Genomic DNA, 16,369 nt, shown 5'->3' with positions numbered 1-16,369 from the left:
GTGTTGACCAGGGGATCCTGCGGGTCGCCCAGCACCGTGAACCACGCGGACTGCGCGTGCAGCAGGGAGGCGCCTCCCAGCAAGCCCCAGAAAAAAAGGTTCTGTTTCATGATGACAAGTCTTCGATGTTGTTCACTCCGGGCGCCATGGTGATGAACAGCGCCCGGATGTTTCCGCCGCTTGCAGCACTTGCACAATGTCGCATTCAAACCAGTCTACCCCTCAGCGGCACGGCTTGTCACATCAAAAGACATCCCCCTACGCACGAAATTGAAGCCGGGGCGGCAAGTTGTAGGCGGCAACCCACACCCATGCGCGCCCCCTCCCTGCGCGCCGCGCTTTGGGCCGGGCCTAAGGTGAAGCCATGGAATTTTTCATGACCCTTTCATCACCAGTGAAGGCATGGAAAGTCCCATGGAAAGTCCATATCCCTCCAACCCCTGAAAGGTATTCCCATGAACAAGGACCAGGTCAAAGGCAAGATCAAGGAAGTCGCCGGTGAAGTGCAGGAGCACACCGGCAAGATGGTCGGCAGCACCGAGCAGCAGGCCAAGGGCCACGCCCGTGAATTCGAAGGCAAGGCCCAGAAAGCCGCCGGCGACGTAAAGGAAAACATCAAGGACCTGAACAAGGAAGTGAAAAAAGACCTGGAGCGCGATCCTCTCAAGCCTTGATGAATAGAGGTCCTCCAGGGACCTTCAACTTTCGCGCCTTCGCGCATCTTCAAATCGGCCGGTTTCCACCGGCCGATTTGCCGTGCGCGCCGCAAGGCATTGGCTGACGGGGCCGTAGCGCCTTCGCCGCTGGTACGCCTTCCGGCCGGCGCCCACCATGAGGCCATGCCCCGCAAAATCTCTCGAAAAAACGCCAACGCCCCGGCATCCCTGCCCGACGAACTCACGCACGGCGGCCTGCGCCGGCCCGCCGTCACCATCCAGGGCTATAGCCTGCAGCTGCACGACGGCGAAGGCTTTGCCGGCGACAGCGTCAGCCGCACCGCCTACAGCGAAATGCTGGACGCCTGGCGCAAGCTTTACCGCCGCATCAGCGGGCTGGACCCGCTGGGCCGCAAACCCACGGCGGAGATCGGCAAGAAACGGCTCGACGAGCTGCTCAGGCGCAACGGCAAGGCCGCGGCCATCATCTCCGCCGCCTCGGAAGACTACGCCTGGCAACTGGCCCGCGTGGTGCGGCGCTTCCTGACCCATGCTTCATGGCAGGGCGTGCGGCGCATCGTGGTCGGCGGCGGTTTCCGGCAAAGCCTGGTCGGCGAGCTCGCCATAGACCGCACGGCCGAGCTGCTCTACCAGCGCGGCAGCCGCGTGCACCTGATGACATTGCGCCACCACCCCGACGAAGGCGGCCTCATGGGCTGGGTGCACCTGGCGCCGCCCGAGGTGCTGTCCGGCTACGACGGCTTCCTGGCCGTCGACATAGGCGGCACCAATGTGCGCTGCGGCATCGTGCGGCCGCGCGCGCGCAAGACGCCCGACCTCACCGACGTCAGGGTCAGCGGCCTGCGCAAATGGGGCCACGCCGGCGATGCCGACGCCACCCGCCGCGAAGACCTGGTGCAAGGCATCGCCGCCATGCTCAAAAAGCTCATCAAACAGGCCGAGGGCAAGGGCCTCAAGCTCGCGCCCTTTGTCGGCGTGGCCTGCCCCGGCATGATTGCCGAGGACGGCTCCATCTCTTCAGGTGCGCAAAACCTGCCCGGCAACTGGGAAAGCCCACGCTTCAACCTYGCGCAGCACCTCTGCGAAAGCCTGCCGAAACTCGGCGGCCACGACATGCAGGTGCGGCTGCACAACGACGCGGTGGTGCAGGGCTTGTCGGAGCTACCCTTCATGCAGGGCGTCAAGCGCTGGGCCGTGCTGACCGTGGGCACGGGGCTGGGGAATGCGAGTTTTGTGAATATGGGCGTGCCGGTGGCGGGCAAGAAGCGGCGGGCGGCTAAAAAGCGCTGAGGCCGGTATTACTCCCTCTCCCCATGGGAGAGGGTTGGGGTAAGGGCCAGCGGCGGATCAACAGCCCACGGCTTTATGCACAGGCCGCTAGCCCTCACCCCTGCCCTCTCCCAGAGGGAGAGGGAGCAAGAAGCAGCCCGCGGCCGGTATTACCCCCTCTCCCCCTGGGAGAGGGTTGGGGTGAGGGCCAGCGGCGGATCAATGGCCCACGGCTTTATGCATAGGCCGCTGGCCCTGTCTTGCAGACCGCAGCCCAGGCTGAGCCTGGGCTTCTTCGCGCTGTCCAGATGCGCGCAGGCGCATCTGGAGCCGCAGCGCTCAGCCCCTGCCCTCTCCCAGAGGGAGAGGGAGCAAGAATTACCGAGGCGCGATAGGCGCGCCAACAACCACGCCCGGAAACACCTGCAGTTTTTCTACAGGCACAGGCGTAGGCGGCTGCAACACAACACCGGGGGACGTACCACCCGAATCCCCACCCTGCACGGCCGGCGGCGTGTTTTCAGCCGGCACCTGGATCGTCACGTACTTGATCACCGGCGCGGGCTGCCAGCGCGGCGCGCCGCCTTCCGCGGTTGGGGCCGCACCCGCCATGCCCACGCCCGCCGGCACCACGCCCGGCTGGCCTTCCTGCGGCGGCTCGGCGCCGTTGAGCAGGGCTTCGATGCGCTGCTGTTCCACGTCCGTCACGCCGCCGCCCTGCGGCGCCGGAAAGCGCATCTCCGCATCCACCACCTTGGCCTTGATCGCCTGCTGGAAAAACTCGCCCACGATAGGCAGCGCGCTGCGCGCCCCCTGCCCCCAGCTGTCGCCCATGGTCACGCGGTTGTCGTTAAAGCCCACCCAGGCGCCGGCCACCAGCTGCGGGTGCATCATCACGAACCAGCCGTCGGTGTTGCCTTGCGTCGTGCCGGTCTTGCCGGCGAAGTCGGCGCGCAGGCCGTAGCGGCTGCGTATCGCCGCGCCCGTGCCCTGGTCGATCACGCCGCGCATCACGTCCAGCAGCGTCTGCGCCACCGTGGCCGCCATCACCGTCTCCGGCAGCTTGGGCTGGAACTCTTCCAGCACCTTGCCGTTGCGGTCTTCCACCCGCATGACGATGATGGGCTCGATGTAGCGGCCGTCATTGGCCAGCGTGCCGTAGGCCGAGACCATTTCCTTGAGCGTCACCGGGCTGGTACCCAGCGCCAGCGACGGCACTTCTTCCAGCTTGCTTTGCCGCACGCCCATGGCCTTCGCCAGCTTGGCCACGTGGGCCGGGCCCACCACCTGCATCACCTGCGCCGTGATGGTGTTCTTGGAGAACATCAAACCCTGGCGCAGGCTCATGAACTCGCCGCTGGGCCCACCGCCGTCGGTGGGCCGCCAGAAGGCGCCGTTGCCCAGCGGGATTTCCACCACGCCGTCGATAAACCCGTCGGTCTGCCGCGCGCCGTCCTCAAAGGCCGCCCCGTACACAAAAGGCTTGAAGGTCGAGCCCGGCTGGCGGCGCGCCTGCTGCACGTGGTCGAACTGGTCGTCCGCAAAATCCCGGCTGCCGACCCAGGCCCGCACCTGGCCGTTGCTCGGGTCCATCGCCATGAAGCCGGCCTGCAGCCGCGTCTTGTCGTCCTTCAGCGCCTGCATGAAATCGGCATTGGCCAGCAAAACCTTGAGGGCCAGTTCGTCCGTCTGCCCCGCCGCGCGCGCCGCCTTGTACTCTTGGGTGTCGCGCACAAAGGCCAGGGCCAGCTCGCGCTGCGCGCCGCTTTTGGCCTTCCAGCCCGAATTGAAGCGCCAGTCGCCCGCCACGATTTTCTGCAGCCGGTCGCCCTGCGCCACCAGCGCCTTGTTGGCCATGGCCTGCAGGCGCGAATCGATGGTGGTGTGCACCACCAGGCCGTCGGCATAGATGTTGTAGTCGTTGCGGTCGGCCCACTCGATCAGCCAGCGCCGCAGCTGCTGCGCCAGGTGCGGCATCTCGCCGAACTCCGGGTCCAGCCGCTCGAAGTCGATCTTCAGCGGCTTCTTCTTGAGCGCCGCGACCTTGTCTTCCGGCAGCTTGTGGTGCTTGACCATCTGCATCAGCACGGTGTTGCGGCGCTGCAGCGCGCGCTCCGGGCTGGACACCGGGTTGTAATAACTCGCGCCCTTGAGCATGCCCACCAGCGTGGCGCTTTGCAGCACGTCCAGCTCGCTGGCCGACTTGTCGAAATAGGTGCGCGCCGCCATCTCGATGCCGTAGGCGTTGTACAGGAAGGGCACGGTGTTAAGGTAGCTCTCGAGGATCTCGTCCTTGCTGTAGACCGCCTCTATCTTGAAGGCCGTGATCGCCTCCTTGAGCTTGCGCGTCAGCGTCGCCGAGCGGCCTATCTCCTCGGGGTACATATTGCGCGCCAGCTGCTGCGTGAGCGTCGAGCCGCCCTGCTTGCGGCCGGTGAGCGTCAGCAGCACCGACGACACCGTGCGCCGGAAGTCCATGCCGTGGTGGTCGTAAAAGCGATGGTCCTCGGTCGCGATCAGCGCCGCCACCACATTCGGCGAAATCGCGTCCAGCTTGACCCAGTCGCGGTTGGCGCGCTGGAAGCTCGCCAGCTCCTTGCCGTCCACCGACATCAGCACCGAGGGCTTGGCCGTCTTGGCCTTGAGCAGGTCGCTGATGCTGGGCGTAAACGGGATCAGGATCACGATGTACAGCAGCAAGGTGACCGGGATCGCCGCCAGCCCCAGGCCCACACCACGCCAGGTGGGGTGGCGCAAGGCGGCCAGCCGGCCGGGAATGGTGGCCGCGAATGCGCGGATGCGGGTGGCTAAAGAGCTCATGAATGGGGTCTGGAAGGGGTTCTTCATTACCCGCAAGTCTAATTCGGCGCTGTAAACCCCTTTTGTAGGACGGCGGCGCAGCCAAAATCCCCCGCCGGAAGCCCAAATTCGCCGCCCCGGCCCAGGCCGCCGCCCATCCCAAAACACGGCCAGCGCCTACAAACAGCGCGCCCGCGCCGCCCTAAGCTGGATTTGATAAAGAAGACAGGAGACGACCGCATGAGCTTCATCCCCTATTACCCCCATGTTCAGCCGGACCGCATCAACCTCAATGACCGCTCCGACACCGGCACCTGGACCGAGCGCCTGGGCGTGAGCCCCGAACAGCTGCGCCGCGCCATCGCCGCCGTCGGCGACACGGCCAGCAATGTCGAACGCTACCTCAGGGGTAGCAGCCGCGCCGACAGCGCGCCGGGCCGCGCAAGGCCCTCGGCCTCGGCCACGGCGTCAGACAGGCCCCGCTGAGCCCAGCCCAGGAGACCGCCATGGCACCCCGCTTTGCAGCACCCCGCCCCATGCCCGGCACAGAGCCGGAGCTCATCGAGCTCAAGGACCCCTTCGCCGCCCAGGTCTGGGCCAAAAAATTCAACGTCAGCCCCGAGCAGTTGCGCGAAGCGATTGAGGCCGTCGGCGACAGGGCGGCCGACGTCGAGATGCACCTCAAAGGCAGCCGCAGCACCACCAACGCAGACCGCGTCAAGAAAGCGGGCGGGGCGAGCGGGATGAGCGGGGAAAAGCCCCGTTGATGGCACTGGCCATAAACGCCACAATGCCTGGGCGGTGACCCCTCGCCGCGTGCGGCGCATGCACAAGAAAGCTATGCGCAGGAGGCATTCCCATGCTTGTGCAGCAAAACCACCACCCCACCCGCCGCACCGCCCTCGCGGCCCTGCCCGCCGCCGCCCTGCTGCTGCCCGGCCTGGCCCGCGCACAAACACCAACGCCTACCGCCGCAGCGCGCCTGCAATCCTGGCCCCTCAACACCCGCGCCGCCACCGGCATACACGACATCGCGCCCGCGCCCGACGGCGGCGTCTGGTTTTCGGCCCAGCGCAGCGGCCACCTGGGCTGGTTCGACCCGCGCAGCGGCAAGACTGAATTGATTGCTTTGGGCGGCGGCTCGTCACCCCACGGCGTCATCGCCGGCCCCGACGGCGCGGCCTGGCTCACCGATGGCGGGCAAAACGCCATTGCCCGCGTGGCCTGGCCCTCGCGCCAGGTGAAGGTGTTCCCCCTGCCCGCCGGCACGCCCTATGCCAACCTCAACACCTGCGCCTTCGACGGCGACGGCAACCTGTGGTTCACCGGCCAGAGCGGCTATGTCGGCAAGGTCGACGTGCGCAGCAGCACCGTGACCGTCAAAGACTCCCCCCGCGGCCGCGGCCCCTACGGCATCTGCGCCACCCCCAAGGGCGATATCTGGTGGTGTTCATTGGCCGGCTCCTTCATCGCCCACCTGGACCCCAAGACCGGCGAGTCCCGCATCGTCGAACCACCCACGCCGCGCCAAGGCGCAAGAAGGGTCTGGTCAGACAGCAAGGGCCGCATCTGGGTGTCGGAATGGAGCAGCGGAAATCTCTCAATGCACGACCCGGCACTCGGCACAGGCGCCAATAGCTGGAAAACATACAAAGCCCCAGGCGCCGACCCGCATGTGTACGCGGTCTACGTTGACCACAAAGACACGGTCTGGGCCTCGGAGTGGAGCAACAACGCGATGCTGCGCTTTGACCCCGGCAGCGAGAAATTTGAGGCCATCCCCCTGCCCCGCGCCAATGCCGCGGTGCGGCAGATCCTGGGACGGCCCGGGGAGGTGTGGCTGCCTGAGAGTGGGACGGAGTTTGTGATGGTGATTCGGACAGGGTGAGGGATAAATGCATAGCCTTCAACATTTCGCCGCTTTCGCAACTTTCGCCGTGCTTCTATCGTCAAGGGAACTCGCCTCGCTACGAGAGGCCAACTTACTCCGCTATGCAATTCCTCTTCTTCGCGAATACTCGCGTAAACGCTGGTACCGGGCATCCTGAGCAAGCTTTGGTGCAGCTTTCACAATCTCGTCCAAACATTTCCCCAATTCCTGAGGAGCCCATTGCTGGTCGGCTATCACGATATCCAACAGATGCAGCGCATCAGTCGGGAATTGCGAACACAAACCGGATTTGTACAGCAGGCGCACAACGTAGTTTGGGTGCTCAATTGGTTGGAGCCAATCTTGCATCGCAGCCAAAGCAGCCGGGAACTCAGATCGGGCAGCAATAATCACCCGGGTCAATGATCCGGCGATTCGCGGAGTTGCAAGGCCACGTGATTTTGGCCAAATGTGTTGCCAGAATGGCTGGACACGGTTATTCCAATAGTCCTCTCGCTGATCGGCGGCTCCTTCAAGAGCTTGATAGAGCGCCTGTGCGGATTCCGCCAAACCCTCTTGCGGCAGTGTTCCAATGGCGGACCGGAACTCGTCCACGCTATAGCCTTCTGTCGGTCCCAGCGCCGCGTAAGTCAGGAAGGAGGCGAACTGCTGTCGGTGTTCACCTAAGTCGACGTAATGACTTGCGCTCTCCAGGAACTGCGGCTTGAACGCAATCATCAACGGCTGGTACAAGCGCGGCGACCACAGGAAACCTTCCCATGCAGCTTTTGCTTCGCCAGGATTGTGCCAACTGAACAGGGGCAATAAGTATTGCTCAGCCCACGGTCGGTCGACGCGGAAGATCGCTATCAATCGCGAACTAAGCAGTACCCTGCCGTGACGAAACCGGTCCACCTGCACATCGCACAGTGCAGTAAAAAAAGGCTCGATGTCAGCTGGAAGCCGATCATTGTCATTCGGACTGCGTTTGAACCAAAGGTTGATCAGTGCCTGCGTGACATGCCCGACCGGATGATTGATGGCCTCGGTAACGGATTGGTCCATCGGTTCTCCATTGCGCGTCATCCCGGTACCTGTTTCGAAAGGCACGCCTAGAACGCGGCGGCATAGGTTCAGCAGAATCTCCTCGTGCTGATTAGTTGACTTCGAAACAGTATCAATCCACCACGTCACACCGTGAGCAATCTCCTGGATTACGCTGTCAGGCATTGTCAGCACCAGAGGTGCGGCGTATCGCCAGGACCGCATAACCATTCCTTCTTCGCCCCATGCCTGGAGCGCCTCGCGCCATCGGCCGACTGGCCACATACCACCGCGCGCCAGATCGCATAGCGCGTACAGGCTGTGAAAGAAACGGGTGCGGCAGACATCGCGCCACGTGTCCTCGTAAAACGGTCGCCGTTCGGGCTGTGGCTTCATCAGCCATTGAATCAGCTCGTGCCGTTTTCGAGGCGCGATGTCTACATCTCGGCTTTCCTCGTAGTCCGGATCACCAGTACCACTCATCCAGTGAGAGAACTCATCACTCTCATTGTTCGCCAACTGCCACTTCGAGTATGCATTGGATATATCCACCAAGCGAGCTGTTGCAAGTGCCCCTAGCGTGAGATTCGAGGCTTTCAATTTTGCGAGATGCAGCCAGACTGAATGAGCTACTAAGTCTTGCCATCGATCCGGTTCCAGATCATTCTTGTACATATTGCGCGGAGGGCCGGCCAAGATGGCGGACTCCAGACGTTCCTGGTTGACTCCTTCCAGCTTGTTCCCTTTCAGAACCAATAGTCTGAACACTTCTCGCTGGGTATCTGTCGACCATAGCCACCAAGCGTCATCAGCCAACAGCCAATTCACCCACTGTTCGGTTGCGATGCAATTCTCTTGGCTGGCAGCAAAAAGGGCCAATCGTTTGAAAGTGGGATATGGCAGATCAAACCACGTCAGGGCAATCTGCTTAGCGCGGGCGCTGTCATCGCTGTGAACCGCCAGCCACGCATCGCGCAGCAACTCGATCAGGGCCACCCAGTCGTGGAATCCTCGGTTCTGCCAATGTGGACTAATAGAAGGAAGGTCCCAGTAAGATCGGTCACTGCGGTTATCGGCCTCACCCAACTCGTGCAACAGGTCCAGCGCATCATGCAGAAGTTGCTGAAAATCCTCGAGCAGCTGCGGCAAGACAGACGTCCAGTCTTTGTCGGAAACGTCGAGCAGAGACGAGAGCACATGATCGGCAGCTAGTACCAAGTCCCAGTCCACCAGCTGCTTGATTCGCGTGGGTTCGTCTGTACTCTCTTTCTCATCGCTCCACCGAAATGGCTTTTTCAGTGACACTTGGGGCGCGAGAATTTCGCGTAACTCAAACCGTAGCGTGGTAGTCAGTCCCTCTCGCTTCAGCCGGCTTTTCCAGCGATAGAGATCGGAATGGTGCCACGGCGACTTCACTCGCCCGCTGAGCAGCAAACGCCAGAGGGTACGCATCAACAAGCTGGGGATAGACTGGGCCGCGTGCGAGCGGATTTCGTCCAGCTCTGCGGTCTTTCCTTCGTGCTCCAACGAGGTAATGCGGTCCAGTTCGTGCTCAATCAACCATGACAGGCGGTCATGCAACTGGCCGCCACGTTGCGCGATCCAAATGACCAACCTCGGGTCACCCAAGTGGCGTACCAACCACCGAGCTAGCTGAAACATTACGTCATCCCACTGACTGCCGGTGATACTACCGAAGACCAGCGACATCGACGGTGAGCGATCATAGGGTGCAGGCCGTCGAATCAGGCTGAAGCGCAACTCGGTGTCCACCCTGTCGCGCGACGGTACACCAAAACGGGCCAGATCGCTTTGCTGAAAACGCTCTATCGAGAAAGCCTCCAGCAGCCAGTCCAGCGGCGGGACAGGGTTGAATTCCGCAAATCCTTTGGCAGGTAGTCCCGACTTGTCTGACAAAGCCCACAACATTCGGCCGACGAAGTCATCTTGTTGAGTGCTTGCCGAGGGCCGTGCCAACGCATGGCTCACGACAATGCGCTCTTTGCCCAATACTCCGTCGCGGTAAGTTTCTGCCCAAGCCTGCAGGGTCTTGTGCAGCGCCGAATGGTCGTGACTGCCGGCGGGAACTTCGTACAGGATCGGGGTAACGCCCTTGGCTTCCCACTCGATAGCCTTGCGGTGTTCCTGCCCTGACTCATAGTCACCCAGCGCCCAGGCTTGTGGTGTGACTTCGCCCAGCATCCGGTCTGCGGCCAGCGCATCCATCATGTACCGTAGCACAGGATCATTGATGCTGTAACCGACGAAGCAGACCACGTAATTGCGAAATAGCTCGCTGACAAAGCGTGCGGCCCAGCGCTCGGTCAGATAGGCCAGACCAAAATCACCACTGGTGAYGACCAACCGGTTCAGGGCAGTGTCGTCCGCTTTGCCGGACAGCAGGCCGTGCAAGTACACCACCCCGTCCCAGCGGCTGTTCTTTGGTATCGGCAGCATCGGTGCGCCATATGCTTGGAACGCTTGGCCTGTGCGTTTGGCCGCCATGTGGAATACACGGACAAAGTTGGTGGTTACCAGACGCAGCGCATCTCCACGGCTGCGGCGCGCCAACTGGAGCAGTGCCTCATGGGTAGTGGTTGAACCCTTGCGACGCAATTTGGGTTTGAGTGTCTGAGCGRGAGCGCGACGCACTGCAAGGCGCTGCCCCGGCAGGCGTCGCTCCAGCAGGTCGAGTGCCGCGTCAAACTGTCCGCGATCTAAGGCTTCGCGTTCAATTTCCGTGGGTGTCGTGCCGTTCAGCCGGTAGATATCTTCGACCAACCCCTTGAAGCCGGGCAAGCCTGCGGGATAGGAAATTCCAGCACCACAGAAAAACACCACGCGGCCCTCCTCGTGCGCCTGCAAAAGCGCATCTGGAATGTCGGGACCACTGGTGATGAACTGCACAGGTTGCCTCTTTTTTTGAACTATCGGCCGTTTTACTTAGCTGGGACGCTGGACTTGCATCCCACAGCAAACCAACTGCATAGACGATTCGGAGAATCTATCTTTGACTTTACAAGCGAGGTTGACACAATCATCTCGTTAGGTACCACTGAAACTTTTCGATCTACGGCAACAAGCACCGCACTTGTGGAGAAGCGACGAAGTCCCAAGAGTTCATGAGATTCAGTGCCATCTTCTGTTTTCAGAACAACGGTCCAATTCGGAGAATTCTGCTCGAGTACGGCTCGCCCCTGCCCATAACCCAGAAGGCCAACCCAGATGCCCAGCAGAGGAAGAATCAGAAAAAGACGACGGCCAGTTTGACTAAACGCAGCCCCTAGTCGCTCATGTCGAACAACCCATGACGCCAGAGTTCCCCATGCGACCAGAGCTCCCACATAAAGTGCGCGACTTGAGTTTGTGAGAAAAAAGTCGGTGATCAAAGAAATTACAACGACAGCCCCAAAGAGATAGGCCGGGCTCTTGCGGAACCAACGAGTGAAGCGGGGGTGAGGAGAAAGACGAATGAGTTCCTCTTCAGATTGCCCTCCCTCTAAGCGTCGAGCAGCCATTTCATATAGGGCAAATATCAATGCATAAACTACAGCCTTCGGAGTCCAAACTAGAGCACTTCTGACATGATCGGACAGATTGGTAGGTACATCTTCAAACGCGAGTCCGAGCGAATAGAGATAACTAAAATCAAATGCTGTAGACAAGAGCAACAGAAGCGCGGTCGCGACTCCAAGCGACTTGGTGAGGTTATCCAGTAAAGGCGATGCGGCGAAGGATGTAGGTGTGTCGTGAGTCATCTATCGTTCTGGTCTGAGCGGTTTTATAGCTGCTTCAAGCTGAATTTATTTCTCTGCACGGCGTACTTAATAATTCTCAGCTTTCCCCTTTCCAAGCAGGGGGTAGTCTGCAGTAGACGAATTCGCTGCACAACCTTCGATCGGAGGAGATGATGTTGTTTCGACAATCAGAAGAATTGAATCGTCGGTTGGTCTATCAGCGCATCACCGATGCATAGGAGTACCGGTCCAACCCTCTAGCCTTAGGTCATACGCTCGCCGCGCCAGGGACTGGCCCAGGAACAGGAAAGACGCGAACAGTGAGACGGCCGTGCCGCGCGCTTCGGGCGCCATCTGGGTGGCGTTGGCCTGCATGACGTTGTGGAACATGAAAAAACCAAAACCACCGACCAGGCTGGCCGGGATGGCCGGGCCCCAGTGCKGGATGTAGGCAATCGCCAGTGCGCTGATGCCGAGCAGCGCGCCACCCAATAACACCAGGCCGTGCTGGCCCAGGCGGGGGATCAGCGCGCGGCCTGCGGCCATGTAGCCGACGCCGCCCAGGCCGAAGAGCGCGACGATGGCGCCTGAGACCGAGAGCGACAAACCGAGTGCATGGTGCAGATGCGAGGCCCACATGGCCAGCACCCCAAAGCCCATGGCGCCTTCGATCACGGCCAGCAGCAAAATGGTGCGCGACCAGGGGCGGCTGGCGATCAGCAAAGCCTGTTTGATGAAATGCGGGCGTGCCACGGGCGCTTGCGATGTTGGCATTGCCTCTGCGACGGGCTGCGCTTTTTGCTGCCGGCGCAGATCGCCCCACAGCAGCGAGCCCACAGTGCCAAACAGCAGCACCAGGAAGGCAAACGCCCAGCGCCAGCCGAGCGCGTCGGTCAGCAGCCCGCCCAGCAACTGGCCGCAGACAATGCCCAGCGTGCTGCCCAGCCCCGTGCGTGTGAGCATCTCCTGCAGCTCATGGGGCGGCACGGCGTCGCCGACCCAGGCCATGGCGAGCGGGATCAGCGCGGCAGCCCCCAGGGCCATCATGATGCGGGCCAGCAGCAGCACGTCGAGGCTGGTGGCGAACACGGCCACGAGGCTGCCGACGCTGCAGCCCAGTGCTGCAAAGGTGACGATGCGGAACTTGCCCAGCCTGTCGCCCAGCGGCCCATAAAACAGTTGCGAGATGCCGTAGGTGACGGCAAACACCGAGACGACCTGCGCGGCCTGCGCGAGACTGACGGCGAAGACGCGCGAGAGCTCGGGCAGCATGGCGTCGCAAATGCGCTGGGCCACCATGCTGGAGAAGGTGGCACACGAGAGCAGCAGGATGGAGCGGCGGGTGGCGGGAGAGAGGGACGAACCAGGCAGAGTGGAAGAGCGGGTGGCGCCAGGCGCAGCGGCTGAAGTCATGAAGTGAGGGGCCCGAATCAAGGTAGCGGGCGACAGGCCCACGCTCTGATGGATTGTAGGCAGTGCAGGCAATTCACGTAGCCCACTCACAAAACCCTGCCGGCATCGTTGCGCAGCGCCTGTGCAAAATGGCGGATTGACGATTCCAGGAGACACCCCATGCCCGCCACGCCCACCACACCCACTTCAACCGAAAACTGCCGCATCAATTACCTGGAGCTCAACGTCAGCGACATAGACAAAGCCAAGGCCTTTTACGGCAAGGCCTTTGGCTGGACCTTTACCGACTACGGCCCGCAGTACACCGAGTTCTCTGACGGCGGGATGAAGGGCGGCTTCACGACGCAGGCGGCGCCCTCGCCTGCCGGCGGCCCGCTGGTGGTCTTGTATGCGAACAAACTCGAAGCCGCGCGTGACAGCGTGCTGGCAGCCGGGGGGCGCATCAAGCGCGAGATTTTTCCGTTTCCGGGCGGGCGGCGCTTTCATTTCCAGGACGCGGACGGCTATGAGCTGGCGGTCTGGTCGCACAAATGAACATAGGCGATACACCCGCACCGGAGGCCGTGGCGGCCGGGCGCTTCAGCTTCCGGCCTCTGCAAACGACCGACCTGCCCCTGCTGCACAGCTGGCTGTCGCGCCCGCACTGGACCGAGTGGTGGGGGCCGGCGCCTACGCTCGCTGAGGTGCAGGCCGACTATGGAGCCTGGATCAATGACCCGGCCCAGGTGCAGCCGCATATCGCGCTGCTGGACGGTGAGCCCTTCGGCTACATCCAGTCTTACGTGGCCATGGGTTCGGGCGGCGGCTGGTGGGAAGCGGAGACCGACCCGGGCGTGCGCGGCATAGACCAGTCGATTGCCGACGCGGCGCAACTGGGCAAGGGCCTGGGCACGGCGATGGTGAAGGCCTGGGTGGAGAGGCTGTTTGCCGACCCGCAGGTCACCCGCATCCAGACCGACCCGGACCCGCGCAATGCGCGCGCGATCCGCTGTTATGAAAAAGCCGGGTTTCGCGCGGTGGGCGAGGTGTTGACGCCGGATGGGATGGCGTTGTTGATGGTGTGTGAACGCACATAAGCCACGATCACACGCTGGTTCTGCCGTGCCGCTGGCATTCCACGGCAGGGCCTCAACCGCCCGCCGGCACCGCAAGCAGAGACCGCGGACTTTTCACAAAATCTGCGGGATAAACCGCTCTAGTCAGCCCAAAAGCTTGTGCGCCATCTACCCGCAGCCTGGCAACGCGGCTCGCCGGTCCTGAAAATAATTTGCCGGCATCCTTTAAACAGAGGAGGACACCCGCCGGGGTGAGGAATAGACTTCGAAAAAAAATCCACCCGGCAAAGAGGGCAATGACCGCAAAGCGCGGTTAAAAAAGGAGAGGGTATGAGGATGAACGCGTTAACCCCTATCGGCCTCGCGCAGCTTGCGCTGTGCGCCGCCTTTTTGGTGCCGCAGTCGGCGAAGGCGCAGTCGCTGTGCCCCCCATCCTGGCCGGCCGCCTTTACCGCAAAGGCCAACGCGATCCTGGAACTTCTGGCCAATAGCACCTATAAAAGAAATCAACCCGTCGCCCTGGCCAATTGTGTTCGCGACGCCGCGATGCAGACGGATGTCGAGGACGCGCGTGCCGCGGACCCGGAAAACCTCTCTCGAGTCCTGAAGCAGGTGGCCGATTTTCAGCACAAGACATCCGCCACCCTCAAGGCCTCGGGTGACTCGGATGCGGCCGCATACTGGTTAAAACAGGAGGCCGAGTTTCGCGCCTGGTACCTGGACGAACTGGCGAGCCCGGTGGGTCCTCCGCTACCTCCCGGCCGGCTACGCGACACCTACCTTGAAGGTGTTCATTCCTTGATGGATGGCTATGAAATCGTCAATACCGCGGAGCCGGTGGTGCGTTGGATGGAAAAGGCGCCACCTGAAATCTATTACCCGGCAACCTACGGGATCTGGATACGGGCGGTTGCCAGCTGCTCGAGCTGGAGCTTCAAGGATGCCGCCAATGCAACGGATGCCGCCCTGAGAACCAGCCTTTGCAGCGCGGCCTGCAGATCCATGGCAAGCAGTGCACGCGAAGCCATCGATCATTTTGCCGGTCGCGCGGCCCCCGAAGCCCTTGGGAAATCCCGAAGCCTGCTTGATCGCACACGCCAGGCCCTTAAATCCTGCGGAGGCGGCAGATGAAGCGCCTGATCACCCCCGTGCTGATCAGCCTTGCCTTGCTGCCCGCGCTGCTGGCACTGCCGGTCGGGGCAGCAGCGGCCGGCGCCGCCTCGATGGCAACGCTGTCGATCGATGCAGATAAGACCGCGGTTTTTGGGCAGCCCTTGCCTCTGATTCTGGTGATTCGCAACAATGCTGCCGCGAAAGGCAGCGGCATCACACCGCAGAGCATCAAGGTCATCCCCATAGGCCGTCTGGCCGACGTTTACGAGGATCTGGATATTTCGGACAGCGCTACGGGCTTCACGGCCATTCTGCCGGGCGAAACCTTGCAATTGCGCAAACAGCTAGCGCTCAAGAAGGACCAACGCTGGCAGCGCTACTTCCATACGACGCAGGCCTATGAGGTGATGGTGGAAGCTACCTGGGCCGACAACTCCCAGGCGGCCACGCGCCAGCCTGTCACCATGCTGTCCTCGCCAGCGGCGGTGATATGCGGTGGCATCCTGGGGGCTTTGCTGCTAACGCTTTTCACCGGCCTTTATCCACTGTTACGCTCCAGGCCAAAAAACATCGAAGAAACAACGGCTGACTTGATTTGGAGCATGTTCGCCTCCAGCCTGATGGGCGCCATACTGGCCATGCTGATCATTGCGATTACGCGCGGGACCTCTTCGATTACCTTACCGGTGGTAATCAAGGTCGAGGACTTTGTAGGCGGCTTGATGGTGGGCATGTTCAGCCATGTGCTGGCCCCGTGGCTGGCGGAAAAACTGAGCATCCCCGGCGCGCTTTCCACATCAACCTCTGTATCGTCATCAGCAGGCTCCACGAATGCTGYGCCCCATGATACCGAGGACGGGTGCGATGCCACCATCAGCGAGCCCACACCCGACGAAGAACTACCGGCATCCAGAGGAGGCGTCGCCTGATATGGCCTACAAACTCACATGGCTTGCCGACACATTGCTGAATGCGGGACTCAAGGTCGCCGAGGTTCCGGGCTGGCAAAACCGCGGCCGCGCGGAAATGGGGGATGTGCTGGGTATTCTTTGCCACCACACGGCTGGCCCCAAGAATGGGAACATGCCTTCACTGAGGACATTGATTGAAGGCCGAAGCGATTTGCAAGGACCCTTGTCGCAACTGGGGCTGGGCCGCGACGGTACCTATTACGTGATTGCCGCGGGCCGCTGCAACCATGCCGGCTCCGGCTCCTGGCAGGGCCTTACGGAGGGCAATTCCAACTTCATCGGCATCGAGGCCGAGAACACCGGGCTGAGAACGGACCCCTGGCCGGATGTGCAGATGGATGCCTACCGCAGGGGCGCGGCAGCCATCCTGAAGCACGTCGGGAGGCCGGCAACCATGTGCGCGGGCCACAAGGAATATGCC

14 protein-coding genes are annotated in these 16,369 nt (G+C 61.9%); 10 read left to right on the top strand and 4 right to left on the bottom strand.

Going from position 1 to position 16,369, the window contains the following annotated elements; translation table 11 throughout:
* Positions 1–455 precede the first annotated feature (455 nt).
* The gene (locus tag AC1D0P_RS13830; protein ID WP_477654029.1) at positions 456–674 is read left to right on the top strand and encodes a CsbD family protein; all 219 of its coding nucleotides are present in this window, start codon (positions 456–458) and stop codon (positions 672–674) included.
* 165 nt (positions 675–839) lie between these two features.
* Positions 840–1,967 carry an ROK family protein gene (locus tag AC1D0P_RS13825; RefSeq protein WP_477677264.1) on the top strand — a complete coding sequence of 376 codons (1,128 nt, stop codon included), beginning with the start codon at positions 840–842 and terminating at the stop codon, positions 1,965–1,967.
* A gap of 357 nt (positions 1,968–2,324) precedes the next feature.
* On the opposite strand, the gene AC1D0P_RS13820 is transcribed toward AC1D0P_RS13825, so the two are convergent.
* Positions 2,325–4,766 (bottom strand): penicillin-binding protein 1A, encoded by a 2,442-nt coding sequence (locus AC1D0P_RS13820; RefSeq protein ID WP_477677263.1) that lies wholly within the window; start codon positions 4,764–4,766, stop codon positions 2,325–2,327.
* A 219-nt stretch (positions 4,767–4,985) separates the two neighbouring features.
* On the opposite strand from AC1D0P_RS13820, the gene AC1D0P_RS13815 reads away from it, so the two are divergent.
* The 3 genes from AC1D0P_RS13815 to AC1D0P_RS13805 all read left to right on the top strand — a co-directional run bounded on the left by AC1D0P_RS13815 (position 4,986) and on the right by AC1D0P_RS13805 (position 6,633).
* The gene (locus AC1D0P_RS13815; protein ID WP_477677262.1) at positions 4,986–5,231 is read left to right on the top strand and encodes a DUF3606 domain-containing protein; all 246 of its coding nucleotides are present in this window, start codon (positions 4,986–4,988) and stop codon (positions 5,229–5,231) included.
* 20 nt (positions 5,232–5,251) lie between these two features.
* The gene (locus AC1D0P_RS13810; RefSeq protein ID WP_477677261.1) at positions 5,252–5,512 is read left to right on the top strand and encodes a DUF3606 domain-containing protein; all 261 of its coding nucleotides are present in this window, start codon (positions 5,252–5,254) and stop codon (positions 5,510–5,512) included.
* A gap of 92 nt (positions 5,513–5,604) precedes the next feature.
* On the top strand, positions 5,605–6,633 hold the full coding sequence (locus tag AC1D0P_RS13805; RefSeq protein WP_477677260.1) for a Vgb family protein: 1,029 nt from the start codon (positions 5,605–5,607) through the stop codon (positions 6,631–6,633).
* Between the two features lie 102 nt (positions 6,634–6,735).
* Here the strand turns inward: AC1D0P_RS13805 and dsr1 are convergent, their stop codons facing one another.
* From dsr1 to AC1D0P_RS13790, 3 genes are all read right to left on the bottom strand, one after another.
* Entirely contained in the window at positions 6,736–10,566 is a 3,831-nt protein-coding gene (gene dsr1 / locus AC1D0P_RS13800; RefSeq protein WP_477677259.1) for an anti-phage defense-associated sirtuin Dsr1, read from the bottom strand.
* Positions 10,567–10,598: 32 nt separating this feature from the next.
* Positions 10,599–11,417: a hypothetical protein gene (locus AC1D0P_RS13795; protein WP_477677258.1), complete on the bottom strand. Its 819-nt coding sequence runs from the start codon at positions 11,415–11,417 to the stop codon at positions 10,599–10,601.
* 204 nt (positions 11,418–11,621) lie between these two features.
* Positions 11,622–12,809, bottom strand: coding sequence for an MFS transporter (locus AC1D0P_RS13790; protein WP_477677257.1), 1,188 nt, complete (start codon positions 12,807–12,809; stop codon positions 11,622–11,624).
* 159 nt (positions 12,810–12,968) lie between these two features.
* Between AC1D0P_RS13790 and AC1D0P_RS13785 the strand changes: the two genes are divergently transcribed.
* The 5 genes from AC1D0P_RS13785 to AC1D0P_RS13765 form a co-directional block, all read left to right on the top strand.
* Complete coding sequence (locus tag AC1D0P_RS13785; RefSeq protein ID WP_477677256.1) at positions 12,969–13,343, top strand: VOC family protein; 375 nt, start codon at positions 12,969–12,971, stop codon at positions 13,341–13,343.
* Positions 13,340–13,885: a GNAT family N-acetyltransferase gene (locus AC1D0P_RS13780; RefSeq protein ID WP_477677255.1), complete on the top strand. Its 546-nt coding sequence runs from the start codon at positions 13,340–13,342 to the stop codon at positions 13,883–13,885. The genes AC1D0P_RS13785 and AC1D0P_RS13780 overlap by 4 nt, the downstream gene beginning before the upstream one ends.
* 309 nt (positions 13,886–14,194) lie before the next feature.
* Positions 14,195–14,995, top strand: a complete 801-nt coding sequence (locus AC1D0P_RS13775) for a hypothetical protein (protein ID WP_477677254.1) — start codon at positions 14,195–14,197, stop codon at positions 14,993–14,995.
* Positions 14,992–15,906: a hypothetical protein gene (locus AC1D0P_RS13770; RefSeq protein ID WP_477677253.1), complete on the top strand. Its 915-nt coding sequence runs from the start codon at positions 14,992–14,994 to the stop codon at positions 15,904–15,906. The genes AC1D0P_RS13775 and AC1D0P_RS13770 overlap by 4 nt, the downstream gene beginning before the upstream one ends.
* Position 15,907: 1 nt before the next feature.
* Positions 15,908–16,369, top strand: a 462-nt coding sequence (locus AC1D0P_RS13765; protein ID WP_477677252.1) for an N-acetylmuramoyl-L-alanine amidase, incomplete at its 3' end; no start/stop codon positions are given.

Source organism: Polaromonas sp. P1_G2 (assembly GCF_056405515.1).
The sequence above is the reverse complement of the archived record's forward strand: the minus strand, read 5'-3'. Positions and strand labels throughout refer to the sequence as shown.